Consider the following 16299-nt stretch of genomic DNA (forward strand, 5'->3'; position numbering starts at 1 on the left):
AGGGGTTGCGGTGGCCGCCATGTGGGCGGGGGCCATGGCCACTGTTTGGATCATGAAGGCAGGGCAAAGCCGCCCCGCCGTGACCTGATCCCCTTAATCATGCTGCATCTGCGGCCGCACCAAAGCCCGATAGATATCCTCCATCTTCACCTTGCCGATGATCTTGGTGGCATGGTTCGGGTCAGAGACGGCAAAGGTGCCATCAATGCGGCCCTTATGGGCGTTGATCACCGCCTCTAGCGTATCATCGCCCTGCACGACATCACTGCAGCCGCGCTTTGTCTTGGCGGGGCTCATGATGGATTTCACCTTCAAAACGCGGGCGCGGTTGATGTCTTGGATGAATTCCTCAATGTAGCGTGCGGCGGGGCGCAGCAATATCTCCTGCGGGTCGCCTTGCTGCACGATATAGCCATCTTTCAAAACCACCAAGTGATCGGCCAGTTTCAACGCCTCGTCCAAATCATGGGTGATGAAGATGATGGTCTTGTGCAGATCGCGTTGCAATTCCAACAGCAAATCTTGCATCGAGGTGCGGATCAGCGGGTCAAGCGCGGAAAATGCCTCGTCCATCAGCATCACATCGGCGTTTGAGGTCAAGGCGCGGGCCAGACCCACGCGCTGCTGCATCCCGCCTGAAAGCTGGCTTGGATAGCTGTCTTCCATCCCCTCAAGACCCACACGGGCCAACCATTTGCGCGCCTCATCCTCGGCTTGTTTGATATTCTCGCCGCGCGCCTCGGGCGCAAGGATTGTATTGGCCAATACGGTGCGGTGGGGCAAAAGCGCGAATTTCTGGAACACCATCGACATAGACCGCCGCCGCAAATTGCGCAGCGCCTCCTCATCCATGGCCAAAACATCTGTGCCATCGAGAAAGATCTGCCCTGAGGTCGGTTCGATCAATCGGTTGAGGTGGCGGATTAGCGTGGATTTGCCAGAGCCAGACAGGCCCATCACCACGGTAATTTGCCCCTCGCGCATGTCAACGTTGATATTATTCAACGCCAGAACATGCCCCGTTTCCTGCATGAAGGCGGATTTATCGATGCCATCATAAACCTTGTCCTGCACGGCGCGCGGATTGTGGCCATAGATTTTGAATAGGTTTTGCACCGAGATTTTCACGTCACCCAAAGCCATGGTTTCTTAGTCCCTTCTGCGGTGCTTATGATTTGTTCGACTTGTCGATACGTGCCAAGGCGGCCTTGGAGACGCGATCAAGCATAATCGCGATCAACACGATGCCAAAACCTGCCAAGAAGCCAACACCGAGGCGCAGGTTGTTGATGCCATCGAGAACCAATGTTCCCAGACCTGGCGCCGACACGAGCGAGGCAATCACCACCATCGCAAGGCTCATCATGATCGTTTGGTTCACACCCGCCATAATATTGGGCAGGGCCAACGGAATTTGCACGCGATAAAGTTTCTGGCGATCCGTTAAACCAAAGGCCGTGACCGCCTCCATCACATCGCGATCCACAAGGCGAATGCCCAAATTTGTCAGGCGCACCACGGGCACAATCGCATAGAGGATAATCGCAAGCCCATAGAGCTTGGGTTCGGTGATATTGAACAAGAAAATGAGGGGGATCAGATATACAAAGGTCGGCAAGGTTTGCAGCATATCCAAAATCGGGATTATTGCGTTTTGGAACCTGTCTGAGCGCGACATGGCAATTCCAAGCGGCACCCCGAAGGCCACGCACAACACCGTACAAACAAATATGATCGACAGGGTTTGGATGGCGAATTCATAGTAATCGACAAAGAGCAAAAACAAGAAAGACGTCGCCACGATGCTCGCGACCTTGTAGGAATTCGACAAAAGCTTGGCCACCAAGATTAAAAGCGGCACCAAAATCCACCACGGCATTTCCACAAACAGCGTTAAAGCGCCATCTAGCGCCCATGACAGGGGCTGGGTCAGCGGATCAAGAATAGTGCGCAGGGCGGGGCGTATGTAGAGGAAACCGTCTTCTAATGCGGCGGTGAAATCCCGTGTTTTTGGAAAGGCGGCACAGGCCTCGTTCAGTGTATCAAGCGAAGGAAAGGGTAAATCCCATGGGTTTGGCGCTTCGTTGCGCAAAGATGACAATGATAAAAGTGGCCCGCTATCGGTTTTGCAGGCGTCTGTCATGCCAAGCGCGCTGAATATCCAATCATACGCCATAAGTTACCCTCCTTGCAAAATGAGAGAGGCCAGCGCCCTGCGACGCTGACCTTTGTCATTGGTTTTGGATTATTGCAGAAGTGCTGAAACGCGCGTAGCTGCATCCTCTGACATCCAGTCCAGGATCATGTCGCTGTGGTTGGTCAAAACCCAGGCTGCAGCTTCATCAGCAGACGCGCCATTTTCTTCTGCCCATGCTAGCATCGAGCTGACAATGTTATTGGGCATTTCCATATTACGCATAAAATTGGCAACGTCTGGCTCACGTTCGGCCAAATCTGCAGTGACAGCGTTAACAACGGTTGCAGCAGGGAAATCTGATGGCCCCCAAGTGGCAGGGTCTGCGTCCGCGTTTTGATTGATTGCATGTTGAGCCCCGTCAATTGGACCAAGGTCCACCTTGGTCAGATCATATTTCCCCAAAATTGCAGTCGGGCCCCAGTAATAGCCGAACCACGGTTCGCCAGCTTCGTCTGCTGCTGCGATTGATGCAGCGAGGTTTGCGCCGGAGCCGTGATCAAATACTTCGATCCCGTTTCCTTCAAGATCAAATACAACTTTCAACGCATCGTTCACGATGCGGCAGCCCCAACCAACGGGGCAATTGTTAAAGCGCCCACCGACCAATTCGGCATTGGCCAAGACACCTTCGATCGTGGCAAGTTCCGGATTAGCTTCAACAGCCGCGGTGGAAACCCACCAACCTTCTTCTCCACCGTTTGAGAATGTGTTCGAGGCTGTGATGACTTTACCCTCAGCTTCAAGACCAGCATACACAGTGGCTGAGTTTACCCAAACCTCGGGAACAATGTCCGGCTGACCATTTTCGGCCAAAGATGTCACCGCAGGCACGGTGTCTGTTGGCACGATGGTTACTTCGCAGCCATAGCCTTGCTCGAGGACAAAGCCCGTCAGCGCCGCCAAGGCCTCGCCCGAGGCCCAACCCATTGCGCCAACGCTGACCTGACCACAGGCAGATGCGCCGCTTGTGGACAGCATGAGGGCCGCCACGGATGTATAAGCAAACTTCTTCATCTTTAATTACCTCCCAGATGGTGTTTCAAGTTCACAACGAACTTGTAGGTTTTCAGGTTCTTCAACCGACATTTTGCACGCAATTGCGACATTCTCGGTTTTAGTGTCCGACCTCGGCGCAAGATCAGCGCCGAACCCGATTTCTGGCATGGGGTTAGCATGCCGGTCTCGACACGAGGATCAACCATGTGAGGCTGAAATTTTCGTGCAAACTGAATACTTTTGGCAAGAGCGTCTTGGTCTTTTTGCCACCTCCGCGGTGGGCTGTTTGGTAGCCTTCTGATCAATCATTGTCGCTCAAGCCCGCCCCTGCGCCCGTCTCGCGCGATTGCGCCGTGGCGGGCACGGTTGTCGCGAGCGCAAAGCGATCAAGGCTTGCGTAGGCCTCTGGCGTGATTTTGGGGGGATGGGGGGCGCGTAACACAGATGCGCCATAGGGGCTTGGTTTGGCCCAGAGGGTCACGGTGCAATCGCGCGCGTGATCCGCAAATTCGGTGATGTCGCGCGCAGCCAAAGGGACAAGCCCGCCAAAAACAAGCGCGGCTTTGGGTGTTGTAATTTGCACCGCGCGGCCTGCGCGCGCAGCCAGCCCATCCACTAGCGGCAGCAGCATCAGCGGATCGGCCACAGTGGCAAGCGTCACGGGGTTTGGGCCAAAAAGGCTTTGCGGGCTCGTGCCTAGATCACAAATCAGCGCGCCCGTTGCGACAGGGCAAAGCGGCGCGCCAGATTGCCCCCAAACGCCCCCGTCAATCTCGGTGATTTGCGGCAGACCCAAAACCGCCTGCGCGGCACATAACGCAAGGGCAGGGCCCGCGCCGTTGATGCCCCATTGCGCTAAGACCGCCAAACTTGCGCCGAATTCCTCGGCCAAGCCCCAAGAATAGCCCGCGCCGCGCGCGGCCCTAATGCCTAAGCTCGCCCATTCCCCCGCGCTAAGCTGCATCTGCTCCCCCATGCGCGGGTGCGCAGATATGTTCAGGGAAAACTTGCCCCGCAAAGAGGCTGATGCGCAGCCATTTATCCGAGCGCGGATCAAAGTGATTGGCCCCAAAAAAGGCCAGCTTATAGCGCATCATGTCAATGGGCAGGATGTCAGCGCCGATGAGGTTTTCGCGAATCTCGCCATAATCGCGCCCCGCCAACCATTGTAGGCGGCGCAGAATTTGGCGGTGTTCGGGATGGGCCAAAAGAAACGCATAGGCGGGCGTGGCATCAGGGTAGGCGGCCATCGCGTCATAGGCCTGACGGATCAAATAGGCGATGCCAAGCGGGGCTTCACGGGTTGCGCCCTCTTCCTCGAAGCGCGCACCGAGGCGGGGTTCAAGCTTTTCTTCCGAGACATACCAGAACCGCGCTCGTGCTTCTTGGGTTGAGAAATCATAGGACAAGGCCCAGTCGTAACGGCCCTCAATCGCGCGGCGCAGATCGCCAAGCCGCGCTTGCCCCTCAATCGGGGGGGCGGGTGGCTCGTCTGCGCGCAGCGACATTTCCAAATCGTCAATCAGCGCGCCGCAGGGTTCAAGCAGGATCGACAAGAGCATTTCTTGCCCCTCAAGGCTTAGATGCGCTTCCCCCCAGTGCCATATCGCATTCCATGGCAGGTCTTTCGCGCAATGTCCGCGGCCTGTGGTGAGATGATGATGGAGCTTTTCCAAATCCCCCTGCAGATCTGCCAATTTGGCCAGTTGCACAGGGTGATTTGAACGCCATGTCGCGCCCGTGTCGCGCGCAGCCTCGCAGCCCGCGATCAGCGCGCGCAAATCTGCCTCTGACATCCGTCTTTGACCGCGCACCCGTGCAAGCGCCGTTTCGCGTACCCGCACCCATGCGTCCAAAAGGGCAGGGTGACGGACTAAGAACGGGGCCATGCCAAGACCTGTAGAATTTCCCACCCCAAGACTGCGGGCCAATGCGGGCGCGAGCGTTGTGGCCTCTGCCCCGCCTTTGGCGTGGGCCAGATGATTGACAAGGTCGATGGTAAAGCTGCGGGTCAGCCAAACCGACATCATCTCGGCTTGGAACGGCGCGCATAATTCTGGCCGCGTGGCAATATCGGCATTTTCCGCCGACCCGAATTTGGACGAGCCATAAACGGCGGTTGTGCGCATCAAATAGCCCACCTCATCAAGCGCATCGCGTTCTGGCTGTTGGCCCGTGGCCAAGCGGGCCACAACATGATCAAATAACCTGACCGACCGATTGGCGCGGCTGAGGGATAATTCCCGCGGGCTGATGCGCCCTGCCTCTTGCAGGGGTACATTGGCGCTTAGCCGCGTGATATCATCTGCGGTGGGGATACCATCAAAGAGGGTAAAGGTGGCATCCCACGCAGTCGCAATCACCCGATCCGAGCGTTGATCTGCGGGCAGATCATGGGCAAAGGCCACAAGGCTATAACTGCGCTTAAGCCCGTGCAGGCAATAGACGGCATAGCCAACACCGTTTTCGTCAAGATCAAAGATACGCCGCTCAAACCGCCACCCTTCGGTTTCAATGCGGCGCAGCAAGATGCGCAGAAATGACAGCCGCGTGGGGTGGGCTGATCCCATCCGCGCGAGGCGCATGACCGTATCAGGCGCCCGCAACGCAATCGGCGCAAGGCCCATGATATGGGGCGCCGCCCGATCCATCATTGCGCAGCCTTTGTATTGGGGGCAACCTGCACAGCGGGGGTAAAACTTTCGCCAAAAAAGCGCTGCCAATTTCCACCCATGATTGCCGCGACATTGCCCGCGTCAAACCCCGCCGCGCGCAGGCCTGCGGCCAAACGGCCAAAATCATGATTGTCGGCAAAGAAATCAGGCATCGGCGGGAACCCCGCCTGCGCGGCACTGCCTTCGCCATAGTCGATATTTTTCGTCCAACGCCCGACCCGCATCCATTCGACCACGCTGTCGGGTTGATCTTGGCATAGATCCGTTCCAATGCCGATCTGCGAAACACCCATCAAATCGGCGGCCCGCGCAACCATGTCGCAGAAACTTTGCAAGCTGCAGGCAGACCCGCCCTTCAGGTGATGGGGATAGATCGAAAAACCAAGCATCCCCCCCGACTGGCCAAGCGCGCGCAAGAGATCATCGGATTTATTGCGCAAGGCAGGGTGCCAACTGGCTAGATTTGCATGGGTGATTGCAATCGGGCGGGTGGAGTGTTCCATCGCCTCAAAGGTCGAGCGTTCGCCCGAATGGCTCATGTCGATCACCAGACCCACGCGGTTCATCTCGGCCACCACCTCGCGCCCCATGCGGGTGAGGCCTGTATCCTCGGCCTCATAGCAGCCCGTGGCAAGCAGGGATTGGTTGTTATAGGTCAATTGCATGAACCGCAGACCCAAGCGATGCAGCACCTCGACCAACCCAATGTCATCTTCGATACAGGAGGGGTTTTGCGAGCCAAAGAAAATTGCCGTGCGCCCTGAGGCGCGCGCGCGGGCAATATCGCGTGCATCAAAGCCTTGAAAGATCAGGTCTGGATAGGTTTCGAACCAGCGGTTCCATTTTTCGATATTCAGAACCGTTTCACGGAAATTTTCGTGATAGGTGATGGTGGCATGCACCGCATCCACCCCGCCTTCGCGCATCTGGCGAAAGACTTTTTCCGACCAATTGGCATATTGCAGCCCGTCAATCAGCGGGTTCTGCATGGGATGCATCGCACCTGTTTCACTCATTCCAAATCCCCCGTGACCCCAAGGTAAGAGGTTTTGACGGTCGTGTAAAACTCTGCGGCATAGCGGCCTTGTTCGCGTGGCCCGTAGGAGGATGCTCCCCGCCCCCCGAAAGGCACATGGTAATCTGTGCCTGCGGTGGGAAGGTTCACCATCACGCAGCCCGCCCGCATGTGCGCGCGGAAATGGGCGGCGCGGGCAAGGCTTTTGGTCATGATCCCTGCGGTGAGGCCAAATTCGCTGTCATTGGCAACGTCTAGCCCTTCGGCGTAGCTGCCCACCTTAATCACCGATGTGATGGGGGCAAACATTTCTTCGCGATTAATCCGCATGTCATTGCGGGTCTTGGCAAAGACTGCAGGGCGCATGAAATAGCCTGTGGTTTCCGCCTCAGCGCGGGTTCCGCCACAAAGAAGCTCGGCCCCTTCGGATTGACCGAGGGCGATATAATCAAGATTGCTGTTAAGCTGGGCTTCGCTCACCACAGGGCCAATTTGCGTGGCGCCGTCTAGGGCGGGGCCAACCACGAGCTTATTTGTGGCCGCGACCAATTTATCGACAAAAGCATCGTGGATATTCTCATGCACAATCAAACGCGAGGCGGAGGTGCATTTTTGACCCGTGCCCCCGAAAGCCGCATTCACACTATGGGCCACAGCCAGATCAAGGTCGCAATCCTCCATCACCAGCATAGGGTTCTTTGATCCCATTTCCATTTGCAGCTTGGTCATATTGGGAATGGCCGATGCGGCGATGGCGCGGCCCACGGGAACCGAGCCTGTAAAGCTGATGGCATCCACCGCGGCACTTTCTACCAAAGCCTGCCCAATCGTGCCCCCTGCGCCCATAACCAAGTTGAACAGGCCGTTGGGAATGTTTTGGCGAGCGATGATCTCGGTCAGCATCACGGCGCTTGCAGGGGTCAGGTTGGCAGGCTTCCAGATCACGGCATTGCCAAAGGCCAATGCAGGCGCGATTTTCCACGCGGGCGTTGCAATTGGAAAATTCCAGGGGCTGATAATTGCCACAACGCCTACCGGTTCGTGGCGCACATCCACCTCTATGCCGCCGCGCACGCTTTCGGCATGGTCGCCTTGATTGCGCAGCGCCTCTGCTGCGAAATAGGTAAAGAACTGCCCTGCGCGATAGGCCTCACCGCGACCTTCAGCGCGCGGTTTTCCCTCTTCGCGGGAAATCATCTCGCCCAGTTCATCGGCCCGTGCCATCATCTCTGTGCCGATTGCCATCAGCACATTGTGCCGCGCCTCAATGCCCATGGCCCACCATTCGGCCTGCGCGCGCCGCGCCGCGGTCAAGCTTTCGGTCAAGTCCTCACGGCTGGCTTGGGCAAAATGTCTAATTACATCGCTGGTGTCAGATGGGTTGATATTCGCAATCTGCGCCACGCCATCGCGCCACATGCCATTGATGAAATTCTGACCTTGCATAAACCTGTCCCTTGTTACCGCGCGTTCAGCCTAGACAGGGGGCTATACTTCAGGCAATCTCAAATTATTGAAATAAATTTCAAGAATCCTGAATTATGATCAAGTTAGAGATGTTGCGCGTGTTTTTGGCCGTGGCCGACGAGGGGGCCTTGGCGCTTGCGGCGCAGAAATTGGGGCGCACGCCATCGGCCCTGTCGATGGCCCTATCACAGCTTGAGGCCCAAGTGGGCGCGCGCCTCTTTGAAACGGATCGCAAAAATCGCCTCACCCCTTTGGGGCGTTTGGTGTTGGAGGAGGCGCGGCGCGCCACCAATTCCTATACCCGCAGTCTTGATGCCATAGCGCGCCATGCGCGATCTTTGGCGGGAACTGTGCGGGTCATGGCGGTGCCTTCTGCAACCATCACGCTTTTGCCGCGCGCGGTTTTGGCCTTTTCGCAGGCCCGCCCTGATGTGCGCCTTGATATTCGTGACAGCGACACTGCCAGCGTCATTGCGCAAGTGGCGATGGGCGAGGTGGATATTGGGATAATCTCGCAATCCCCGCGTGCCAATGCCGCGCCATCCGTTGAGGCAGAGGTCATTTTGAGCGACCCTTTGGGAATTGTCGCCCGCCATGACGGGCGATTTGCACAGATGACCAAGGGGCGCGGCGTGGGTTGGCAAGATTTGATCCACGAGCCGCTGATTGCCAACCCGCTTTGTGATTTGGTGGATCACCCCAGTGTGACCGAAGGATTGCAAGATTGCCGCATTGAGGCGCGCAATACCACGGCACTTTTGGCCTTTGTGCGGGCGGGTATCGGGATCACGATTTTGCCCCAAACCGCGATGGCCGAGGCCGACCCCGCCTTGCACTTCTTTGCCTCTAATGATCCGCATAGTCGCCGTGAGCTGTGTAAAATAAGGAACCGCGCCGCCCATCTTAGCCCTGTTGCGCAGTCATTTTGGGACTTGCTTGCACCCCTTGCGTCAAGCCCTTAGCTTTTGACGAAACGACCACAGGGAGGGCGGCCATGGCGCAAGTGGCGATCAGCGAGATTGAAACCGTGACCAAAGCCGCGCTTGTGGCCCATGGGGCGGGTGCATGGCAGGCGGGGGAGGTGGCCCGCGCCACCGCCCATTCCGAGGCCTATGGCAATGTGATTTGCGGCCTGCACTATGTCGAAAGCTATTGTGTGCAATTGGCCTCAGGGCGTGTTGATGGGCAGGCCATGCCCGTTGTCAGCCGTCCCAAGGCGGCTGCGATCTTGTCGGATGCGCAGCTTGGTTTTGCCCAACCCGCCTTTGCCGCGGCCAAAGATCAATTCTGCGATCTGGTGGATGAAACAGGCGTGGCCATGCTGGCCGTGGCGCAAAGCCATACCTGCACCTCGCTTGGTTATTTCACCGAGCAAATCGCGCAAAACGGCAAGCTGTGCATCGGCTTCACCAATGCCTCGCCCGTGGTGGCGGCGCCAAATGGCAAGCGGCGCGTCATCGGCACCAACCCCATCGCCATGTCCGTGCCTGATGGGCAGGGGGGGCTGTCGGTGCATTTTGATTTCTCAACCTCAGCCGTGGCTTTGGGTAAAATTACTATGGCGAAATATGCAGGGGAGGAGATCCCCTTGGGTTGGGCCGTGGATGCCGAAGGCCGCCCCACAACCGACCCCGAAGCGGCCTTGCAAGGCGCCTTGTTAAGTGCGGGCGGCTATAAGGGGTGGGGGTTTGGCATTATGGCCGAGGTCTTGGCTGCTGCGATGACGGGATCGGTCAATTCGCTCGATGTGGCGGGGCTGAAATTGCCAGATGGGCCGCCGCATCGTTTGGGGCAATTCTATCTGGCAATGGATGCGGGCACATTTAGCGATCAGTTCGGCGCGCGGATCACGCGACTTTTGGAGGCTGTGGCCGAAGATGAGGGCGCGCGTGTTCCAGGCCAAGGGCGGGTGCGGGAGACATCGGTGGATGTGCCTCAGGCCCTTTGGGATAAGATTACAGGATTGGCGGCGTAACGCGCCGCGAGACAGGAAGAGAACCCATGGATTTAACAGTTTACCTTTCAGGCGAGATTCACACGACTTGGCGCGAAGAGATCATCGCCGCCTGTGCCGAAGCGGGCCTGTCGGTTCGCTTTACTGCGCCTGTGACCGATCACGCCGCCAGTGATGATTGCGGCGGGGCTATTTTGGGGGCTGAGGATCAGAAATTCTGGCATGATCATAAGGGCGCAAAGATCAATGCCATTCGCACCCGCAAGGCAATAGCAGATGCCGATATCGTGGTTGTGCGCTTTGGCGAGAAATACAAGCAATGGAACGCGGCCTTTGACGCGGGATATGCGGCGGCCTTGGGGAAGTCGCTGATTGTGATGCATGGGGCAGATCATCAACATGCGCTCAAAGAGGTTGATGCGGCGGCCCTTGCCGTAACCGAGACGCCCGCGCAGGTTGCAAAAATTCTGGCCTATGTGATTGACGGCACCCTTTAGGGGGTTATCTGCGCTTGGCAGCGCTGCGGGGCTTTCGTATGAATGGGCCAAAGCGGCGCGCGTGCCGTGCATATCCCGTGACGGGGAGTGCGTATTTTCTGGAAGGACAAGATGGATTTCATGACGGCGGAATTCGCCATGGTGGCAGTGATGCTGCTTGTGGCGGGTGCAGTGACGGGCGTTCTTGCGGGGCTGTTTGGCGTGGGCGGTGGCGCATTGATTGTGCCTGTGCTTTACGAGGTCTTCGGCTTCTTGGGCCTCTCAGATGAGGTGCGAATGCCGTTGGCGGTTGGCACCTCACTGGCCATCATTATTCCCACCTCAATCCGCTCTTACATGGGCCACCGCGCCCGTGGGGCCGTGGATGAGGCGCTGTTGAAATCATGGGCGCTGCCCATTCTGGCAGGTGTGCTGATCGGCGCGGGTTTGGCCCGTTTTGCACCGCCATTCGTCTTTCAGATCGTTTTTGTCGTGGTTGCGGGGGCCAATGCGATCAAGATGATCTCTGGTGCAAAGAAATTGGATTTGGGCGCTGATTTGCCCACGGGGGCCGGGCTTTATTCCTATGGGGGTTTGATTGGCCTTTTGTCGGCCCTGATGGGGATTGGTGGGGGTCAGATTTCAAATATGATCATGACATTGCATGGCCGCCCCATTCATCAGGCGGTGGCCACATCGGCAGGGATTGGGGTTTTGATCTCGGTACCCGGCGCGATTGGCTATATGATCGCGGGCCTCGGCCAAGAGGGGTTACCGATGGATGCCATCGGATATGTCTCTTTCGTGGGGATGATCCTGTTTGTGCCAACCACAATTCTGACTGCGAATTTAGGGGTGAAATTGGCGCATAGCCTGTCGCGGCGGCATTTGGAATTGGCGTTTGGCCTCTTTCTTGCGTTGGTCTGTTTGCGCTTTGTCTACGCAATTGTAACCGGTTAATTGGGTGCCACCAAGGGCAGCAGCAACGCAGCATAAAGACGCGTCTATCGGATAGGTCGCAGATTTCATGCCCCTTGGTGGCAGTGAAAACCCTATCATAAACAATGAGTTGCGTATGAATGATTTCACTTGATAGGAAAATCCTATCTTGGTCTTTCTCATTTCATGCATGGCTTGGCCAAAGGGGCGAAAGCGGCGCAAATAGGCCATGAGAGGTCGCAGCGCGCGCATGATTTATCACAAAACCCCCGCAGCATAGAGGGCAATCGCGATCACGCATGGGGCCCTTGGCCATGGAAGATGTGTTTGACTACACTGTTGCACCTATTTTGGGTCGCCGTGCCGTGTTGGGCATGGTCGTGTTGCAATCCGATGAAACGCTAGAGCACGACCTGCGCCGTATCTTGCCGCAAGAGGATGTGGCCCTCTATATCAGCCGCGTTCCCAGTGCGGAAACGGTCAGTGCAGACAGTCTTGCCGCGATGGAGGGGCATCTAAGCGATGCCGCCGCCCTGATGCCGCCCCCGTTGGACTTTGATGTGTTGGGATATGGTTGCACCTCGGCGACATCGGTGATCGGGGCGGGGCGGGTGGCTGAATTGCTGCGCAAAGGATGCCCCGCAACCCATGTGACCGACCCGCTTTCGGCGCTCGTGGCGGCCTGCCGTCATATGGGGATCACGCGCTTGGCGTTTTTGTCGCCCTATGTGCCCGAGGTCTCAAGCCGCCTGCGCGCCGCAGTCGCGGCGCAAGGGGTGAAAAGCCCCGTGTTTGGAACCTTTAACGAGGCGCGCGAACATGCAGTTGCGCTCATCGATGGCCCGTCTGTCACCCGCGCGGCAACGGCGCTGCTGCACCGGGGTGGGGCCGAGGCGGTGTTTTTATCCTGCACGAATTTGCGCACCTTAGATGTCATTGATGCCATCGAGGCCGAGACAGGTGCCGTTGCCCTATCGTCCAACCAAGTGATGGCATGGCATATGTGCCATCAGGCGGGGATTGCGCCCGCCTTGCGCGTGGGGCGCTTAATGGCTGAGCCCCTATTCGACCGAAGTGCCGAATAGGGTGATCGCCCCACCCAGGAGGGCCATCGCAAAAAAGAACAGGCGCTTTGGCCAATTGCCCGCGCCTGCCGCCGCAATCGCGGCTTGCAGCGTGTAATAAAAGGCAAAGGCGCGGGAGGCATAGCCGATGATTGAAAACACATCGCCCACCCATGTAAGGATCAGCGCGACTGCGCCCAAAATAACGTAGCCGTGGCGCGCACCGATGCGGTCGCGGGTCAATTCTGCCAGCAGCCCGCCTGATCCGCCCGTATCGGCCAGGGCGGCGCTGAACTGGGCACTCAGCGCCGCAATCATCAAAAGCGGAGCAAGGATTGGGGCCAAACGGCCCATCATGTCGATAATGGCTGTTTCACTGACGGCTTGCGGGTCGGGCGTAAAGATTAGGCTGAGGGGCAGAAGATAGGCCATGTAGATCAGCGTGGCGATAAGCAGCGCCATATGCATGGCGCGGATCCGTAACGCGGGGTCATACTCCGCCCCCATATACCGCACCGTTTCGAAACCTTGCACGGTCACAATCAGCCCAAACACCAAAAACAGGGCTGCGGGGCCCGTTTCTGTCGCGGGGGTTTGGATCACACCCTGCCCATCGAGCATATCTGTGTAAAGCGCCAACCATAGCGCGCCAAGAAGCCCCGCGATCACCGCCAATTTGATCCCAACCGAGATTTGTTCGACCCGTTCAAGAGCATGAAAGCCGCGAGCAAGCCCCAAGATCACGATGAACCCGAGCGCGGCTGTGGTGATCCATCGCGCGGCATGCGGGTCGGTCACGGGGGTCAGGCGGGCTGCAAAAGCGCCAAACAGATTTAGGTAATAGGCCACCGATACCATATAGGCAAACGCCAAGGCCCATGACGCGGCGCGATCCAGCCAGATCTCTATGGGCCTGCGTGATCCTTCAGCCAATCGCAGGATATTATGAGCAATGGCCCGACTAAACCCCCAAGCCAGCGCACATAAAACGGCCATTGCAAGCGCGGCATAGGCGCCAAATGCGTGGTGCAAAACGGGCCCAAGAACCAAAAACCCGCTGCCGATAATTGAGGCCAACGGGGTGACTGCGGCGCGCCAGAGGGTCGATTTTGCCAAGGGTGGCCAGATCAACAGACCCGCAACAGCCAAAGCAATGATCAATATAAGTACCGTTTGCATGCGCCTAGGGCTAGCAGGCAGGTCTGCTCTGTAAAAGAAAAAAACGCGCGCCCTTTTGGGGCGCGCGCCTGTCTTTTCTTACCTGCCTGTTTTATGCGGCCGCGTCAAAGCGGTCTGCATTCATCACCTTTGTCCACGCAGCGGCGAAATCATGCACGAATTTCGCGGCATTATCGTCTTGTGCGTAAAGTTCGGCATAAGCGCGCAGGATTGAGTTTGAGCCAAAAACCAAATCCACACGGGTGGCTGTCCATTTTGTTTCGCCTGTTTTGCGAGACACGATGTTGTAGAGGTTCGACCCTGCAGGTTCCCACTTATAGGCCATGTCGGTCAGCGCCGCGAAGAAATCGGTCGACAATGTCCCAACACGATCCGTAAACACCCCATGCGCGCTGCCGCCATGGTTGGTGCCAAGCACACGCATACCGCCAATCAATGCGGTCATTTGGGGCGCTGTCAGACCCAAAAGCTGCGCACGATCCAACATCAGCTCCTCTGGTTGCACGGTGTAATCCGCTTTCAACCAGTTGCGGAACGCGTCATGGACGGGCTCTAGCACTTCGAAGCTGTGGATATCGGTTTGCTCTTGGGTGGCGTCACCACGGCCTGGCGTGAAGGGCAGGGTGATCTCGACACCTGCGGCTTTGGCCGCCTGTTCGACACCGACATAACCCGCCAGAACGATCACATCCGCAAGGCTTGCGCCCGTTTCCGCGGCGATGGGTTCCAATGCGGTCAGCACCTTTTGCAGGCGGGCAGGCTCGTTGCCTTCCCAATCCTTTTGTGGGGCCAGACGAATGCGCGCGCCATTGGCACCGCCGCGCATATCAGACCCACGGAAGGTGCGGGCGCTGTCCCATGCGGTCGCGACCATCTCGGAGATGGACAGGCCCGTTGCCGCGATTTTCGCCTTGACCGCATCCACATCATAAGTCGTGGAGCCCGCAGGGATCGGGTCTTGCCAGATCAAATCTTCTGCAGGCACATCTGGCCCAAAATAACGCGCCTTTGGCCCCATATCGCGGTGGGTCAGCTTGAACCATGCGCGGGCGAAGGTTTCCGAGAAATATTCAGGATCGGCATAGAAGTTTTCCGAAATCTTGCGATATTCGGGATCCATCTTCATCGCCATATCCGCATCCGTCATGATCGGGTTGTAGCGGATAGATGGGTCTTCGACATCAACGGGCTTGTCCTCTTCCTTGATGTTTACAGGTTCCCATTGCCATGCCCCTGCGGGGGATTTCTTCAATTCCCAGTCATAGTTCAGCAGCAAATGGAAATAGCCGTTATCCCATTTGGTGGGGTGGGTGGTCCAAGCACCTTCGATGCCCGAGGTGACAGTGTTGCGGCCCACGCCACGGGTGGTGTGGTTGTTCCAGCCAAGGCCCTGCTCATGCACATCGGCACCTTCAGGGTCAGCACCCAAATTGGCCGCATCACCATTGCCATGCGCCTTGCCCACTGTGTGACCGCCTGCGGTCAGGGCCACGGTTTCTTCGTCATTCATCGCCATACGGGCAAAGGTCACGCGCACATCATGCGCGGTGCGCAGCGGATCGGGCTGACCATTCACACCTTCTGGGTTCACATAGATGAGGCCCATTTGAACCGCCGCAAGAGGGTTTTCCAATGTCTCAGACCCGCGATCTTCGGCATAACGCTCAGACCCCAGCCAATCTTTTTCTGCGCCCCAATAGATGTCTTTTTCAGGATGCCAAATATCGGCGCGGCCAAAGGAATAGCCAAAGGTTTTGAGGCCCATGGATTCATAAGAAATGTTGCCTGCGAGGATAAACAAATCCGCCCAAGATACGGAATTTCCGTATTTTTTCTTGATTGGCCACAGCAGGCGGCGGGCTTTGTCGAGGTTGGTGTTGTCGGGCCAAGAGTTCAAAGGCGCGAAACGCTGGTTGCCAGTGCCGCCGCCGCCGCGACCGTCAGCGGTGCGATAGCTGCCCGCCGCGTGCCAGGCCATGCGGATCATCAAGCCACCATAATGGCCCCAATCTGCAGGCCACCAATCTTGGCTGTCGGTCATCAGCGCGTGCATGTCTTTCTTCAGCGCATCAATATCGAGCTTTTCCAATTGCTTGCGGTAATCAAAAGCCTCGCCCATCGGATCGGTCTTGCGATCATGTTGGTGCAAAATGTCGAGGTTCAACGCATTTGGCCACCAATCGGTAACAGTTGTGCCAAGCGCGGTTTGCGCGCCATGCATCACGGGGCATTTGCCAATGTTATTTCCATCCATGAGGGCAGTCTCCTTTTGGGTTGTCTCATGCAGGCCCCATCATCGGGGTGCGGTTCTCGGTGATCAGAGGGCCGTCGCACGGA

General features: G+C 57.4%; 14 protein-coding genes. 5 read left to right on the plus strand and 9 right to left on the minus strand.

Annotation, left to right across the window (positions count from 1 at the left end):
• Positions 1 to 93: 93 nt before the first annotated feature.
• The 7 genes from AAC637_RS00460 to AAC637_RS00490 all read right to left on the minus strand — a co-directional run bounded on the left by AAC637_RS00460 (position 94) and on the right by AAC637_RS00490 (position 8329).
• Positions 94 to 1143 carry a quaternary amine ABC transporter ATP-binding protein gene (locus AAC637_RS00460; protein WP_340301840.1) on the minus strand — a complete coding sequence of 350 codons (1050 nt, stop codon included), beginning with the start codon at positions 1141 to 1143 and terminating at the stop codon, positions 94 to 96.
• Positions 1144 to 1168: 25 nt separating this feature from the next.
• Complete coding sequence (locus AAC637_RS00465) at positions 1169 to 2176, minus strand: ABC transporter permease (protein WP_340260332.1); 1008 nt, start codon at positions 2174 to 2176, stop codon at positions 1169 to 1171.
• A 69-nt stretch (positions 2177 to 2245) separates the two neighbouring features.
• Positions 2246 to 3211 (minus strand): glycine betaine ABC transporter substrate-binding protein, encoded by a 966-nt coding sequence (locus tag AAC637_RS00470; protein ID WP_340301841.1) that lies wholly within the window; start codon positions 3209 to 3211, stop codon positions 2246 to 2248.
• A 283-nt stretch (positions 3212 to 3494) separates the two neighbouring features.
• Positions 3495 to 4169: a DUF3726 domain-containing protein gene (locus AAC637_RS00475; RefSeq protein WP_340301842.1), complete on the minus strand. Its 675-nt coding sequence runs from the start codon at positions 4167 to 4169 to the stop codon at positions 3495 to 3497.
• The gene (locus AAC637_RS00480) at positions 4147 to 5847 is read right to left on the minus strand and encodes a hypothetical protein (RefSeq protein WP_340301843.1); all 1701 of its coding nucleotides are present in this window, start codon (positions 5845 to 5847) and stop codon (positions 4147 to 4149) included. Before AAC637_RS00480 ends, AAC637_RS00475 begins: the two co-directional genes overlap by 23 nt.
• Entirely contained in the window at positions 5844 to 6884 is a 1041-nt protein-coding gene (locus AAC637_RS00485; RefSeq protein ID WP_340301844.1) for a membrane dipeptidase, read from the minus strand. The genes AAC637_RS00480 and AAC637_RS00485 overlap by 4 nt, the downstream gene beginning before the upstream one ends.
• Positions 6881 to 8329 carry an aldehyde dehydrogenase family protein gene (locus tag AAC637_RS00490; protein ID WP_340301845.1) on the minus strand — a complete coding sequence of 483 codons (1449 nt, stop codon included), beginning with the start codon at positions 8327 to 8329 and terminating at the stop codon, positions 6881 to 6883. The genes AAC637_RS00485 and AAC637_RS00490 overlap by 4 nt, the downstream gene beginning before the upstream one ends.
• Before the next feature lie 95 nt (positions 8330 to 8424).
• On the opposite strand from AAC637_RS00490, the gene AAC637_RS00495 reads away from it, so the two are divergent.
• From AAC637_RS00495 to AAC637_RS00515, 5 genes are all read left to right on the plus strand, one after another.
• The gene (locus AAC637_RS00495) at positions 8425 to 9312 is read left to right on the plus strand and encodes a LysR family transcriptional regulator (RefSeq protein WP_340301846.1); all 888 of its coding nucleotides are present in this window, start codon (positions 8425 to 8427) and stop codon (positions 9310 to 9312) included.
• Positions 9313 to 9344: 32 nt separating this feature from the next.
• On the plus strand, positions 9345 to 10325 hold the full coding sequence (locus AAC637_RS00500) for an Ldh family oxidoreductase (protein WP_340301847.1): 981 nt from the start codon (positions 9345 to 9347) through the stop codon (positions 10323 to 10325).
• A 26-nt stretch (positions 10326 to 10351) separates the two neighbouring features.
• A complete protein-coding gene (locus AAC637_RS00505) occupies positions 10352 to 10801 on the plus strand; it encodes a YtoQ family protein (RefSeq protein ID WP_340301848.1) in 450 nt (149 codons plus the stop codon).
• A gap of 111 nt (positions 10802 to 10912) precedes the next feature.
• A complete protein-coding gene (locus AAC637_RS00510; RefSeq protein ID WP_340301849.1) occupies positions 10913 to 11740 on the plus strand; it encodes a sulfite exporter TauE/SafE family protein in 828 nt (275 codons plus the stop codon).
• 293 nt (positions 11741 to 12033) lie between these two features.
• A complete protein-coding gene (locus AAC637_RS00515; RefSeq protein ID WP_340301850.1) occupies positions 12034 to 12804 on the plus strand; it encodes a maleate cis-trans isomerase family protein in 771 nt (256 codons plus the stop codon).
• Here the strand turns inward: AAC637_RS00515 and AAC637_RS00520 are convergent.
• Together AAC637_RS00520 and katG are read right to left on the minus strand one after the other, a co-directional pair.
• Entirely contained in the window at positions 12781 to 13962 is a 1182-nt protein-coding gene (locus AAC637_RS00520; RefSeq protein WP_340301851.1) for a hypothetical protein, read from the minus strand. The genes AAC637_RS00515 and AAC637_RS00520 overlap by 24 nt on opposite strands.
• A 91-nt stretch (positions 13963 to 14053) precedes the next feature.
• The gene (gene katG, locus AAC637_RS00525; RefSeq protein WP_340301852.1) at positions 14054 to 16216 is read right to left on the minus strand and encodes a catalase/peroxidase HPI; all 2163 of its coding nucleotides are present in this window, start codon (positions 16214 to 16216) and stop codon (positions 14054 to 14056) included.
• Positions 16217 to 16299 lie beyond the last annotated feature (83 nt).

This window comes from Roseobacter sp. HKCCD7870 (assembly GCF_037830315.1).
Lineage (GTDB): Bacteria > Pseudomonadota > Alphaproteobacteria > Rhodobacterales > Rhodobacteraceae > M30B80.

Excerpts from the sequence above, each read along its gene's own strand:
- AAC637_RS00495 (WP_340301846.1), top strand. The coding sequence starts at position 8,425 with ATGATCAAGTTAGAGATGTTGCGCGTGTTTTTGGCCGTGGCCGACGAG.
- AAC637_RS00480 (WP_340301843.1), bottom strand. The coding sequence starts at position 5,847 with ATGATGGATCGGGCGGCGCCCCATATCATGGGCCTTGCGCCGATTGCG.
- AAC637_RS00490 (WP_340301845.1), bottom strand. The coding sequence starts at position 8,329 with ATGCAAGGTCAGAATTTCATCAATGGCATGTGGCGCGATGGCGTGGCG.
- AAC637_RS00475 (WP_340301842.1), bottom strand. The coding sequence starts at position 4,169 with ATGGGGGAGCAGATGCAGCTTAGCGCGGGGGAATGGGCGAGCTTAGGC.
- AAC637_RS00515 (WP_340301850.1), top strand. The coding sequence starts at position 12,034 with ATGGAAGATGTGTTTGACTACACTGTTGCACCTATTTTGGGTCGCCGT.
- AAC637_RS00485 (WP_340301844.1), bottom strand. The coding sequence starts at position 6,884 with ATGAGTGAAACAGGTGCGATGCATCCCATGCAGAACCCGCTGATTGAC.
- AAC637_RS00470 (WP_340301841.1), bottom strand. The coding sequence starts at position 3,211 with ATGAAGAAGTTTGCTTATACATCCGTGGCGGCCCTCATGCTGTCCACA.
- AAC637_RS00505 (WP_340301848.1), top strand. The coding sequence starts at position 10,352 with ATGGATTTAACAGTTTACCTTTCAGGCGAGATTCACACGACTTGGCGC.
- AAC637_RS00510 (WP_340301849.1), top strand. The coding sequence starts at position 10,913 with ATGGATTTCATGACGGCGGAATTCGCCATGGTGGCAGTGATGCTGCTT.
- AAC637_RS00500 (WP_340301847.1), top strand. The coding sequence starts at position 9,345 with ATGGCGCAAGTGGCGATCAGCGAGATTGAAACCGTGACCAAAGCCGCG.
- AAC637_RS00465 (WP_340260332.1), bottom strand. The coding sequence starts at position 2,176 with ATGGCGTATGATTGGATATTCAGCGCGCTTGGCATGACAGACGCCTGC.
- katG (WP_340301852.1), bottom strand. The coding sequence starts at position 16,216 with ATGGATGGAAATAACATTGGCAAATGCCCCGTGATGCATGGCGCGCAA.
- AAC637_RS00460 (WP_340301840.1), bottom strand. The coding sequence starts at position 1,143 with ATGGCTTTGGGTGACGTGAAAATCTCGGTGCAAAACCTATTCAAAATC.
- AAC637_RS00520 (WP_340301851.1), bottom strand. The coding sequence starts at position 13,962 with ATGCAAACGGTACTTATATTGATCATTGCTTTGGCTGTTGCGGGTCTG.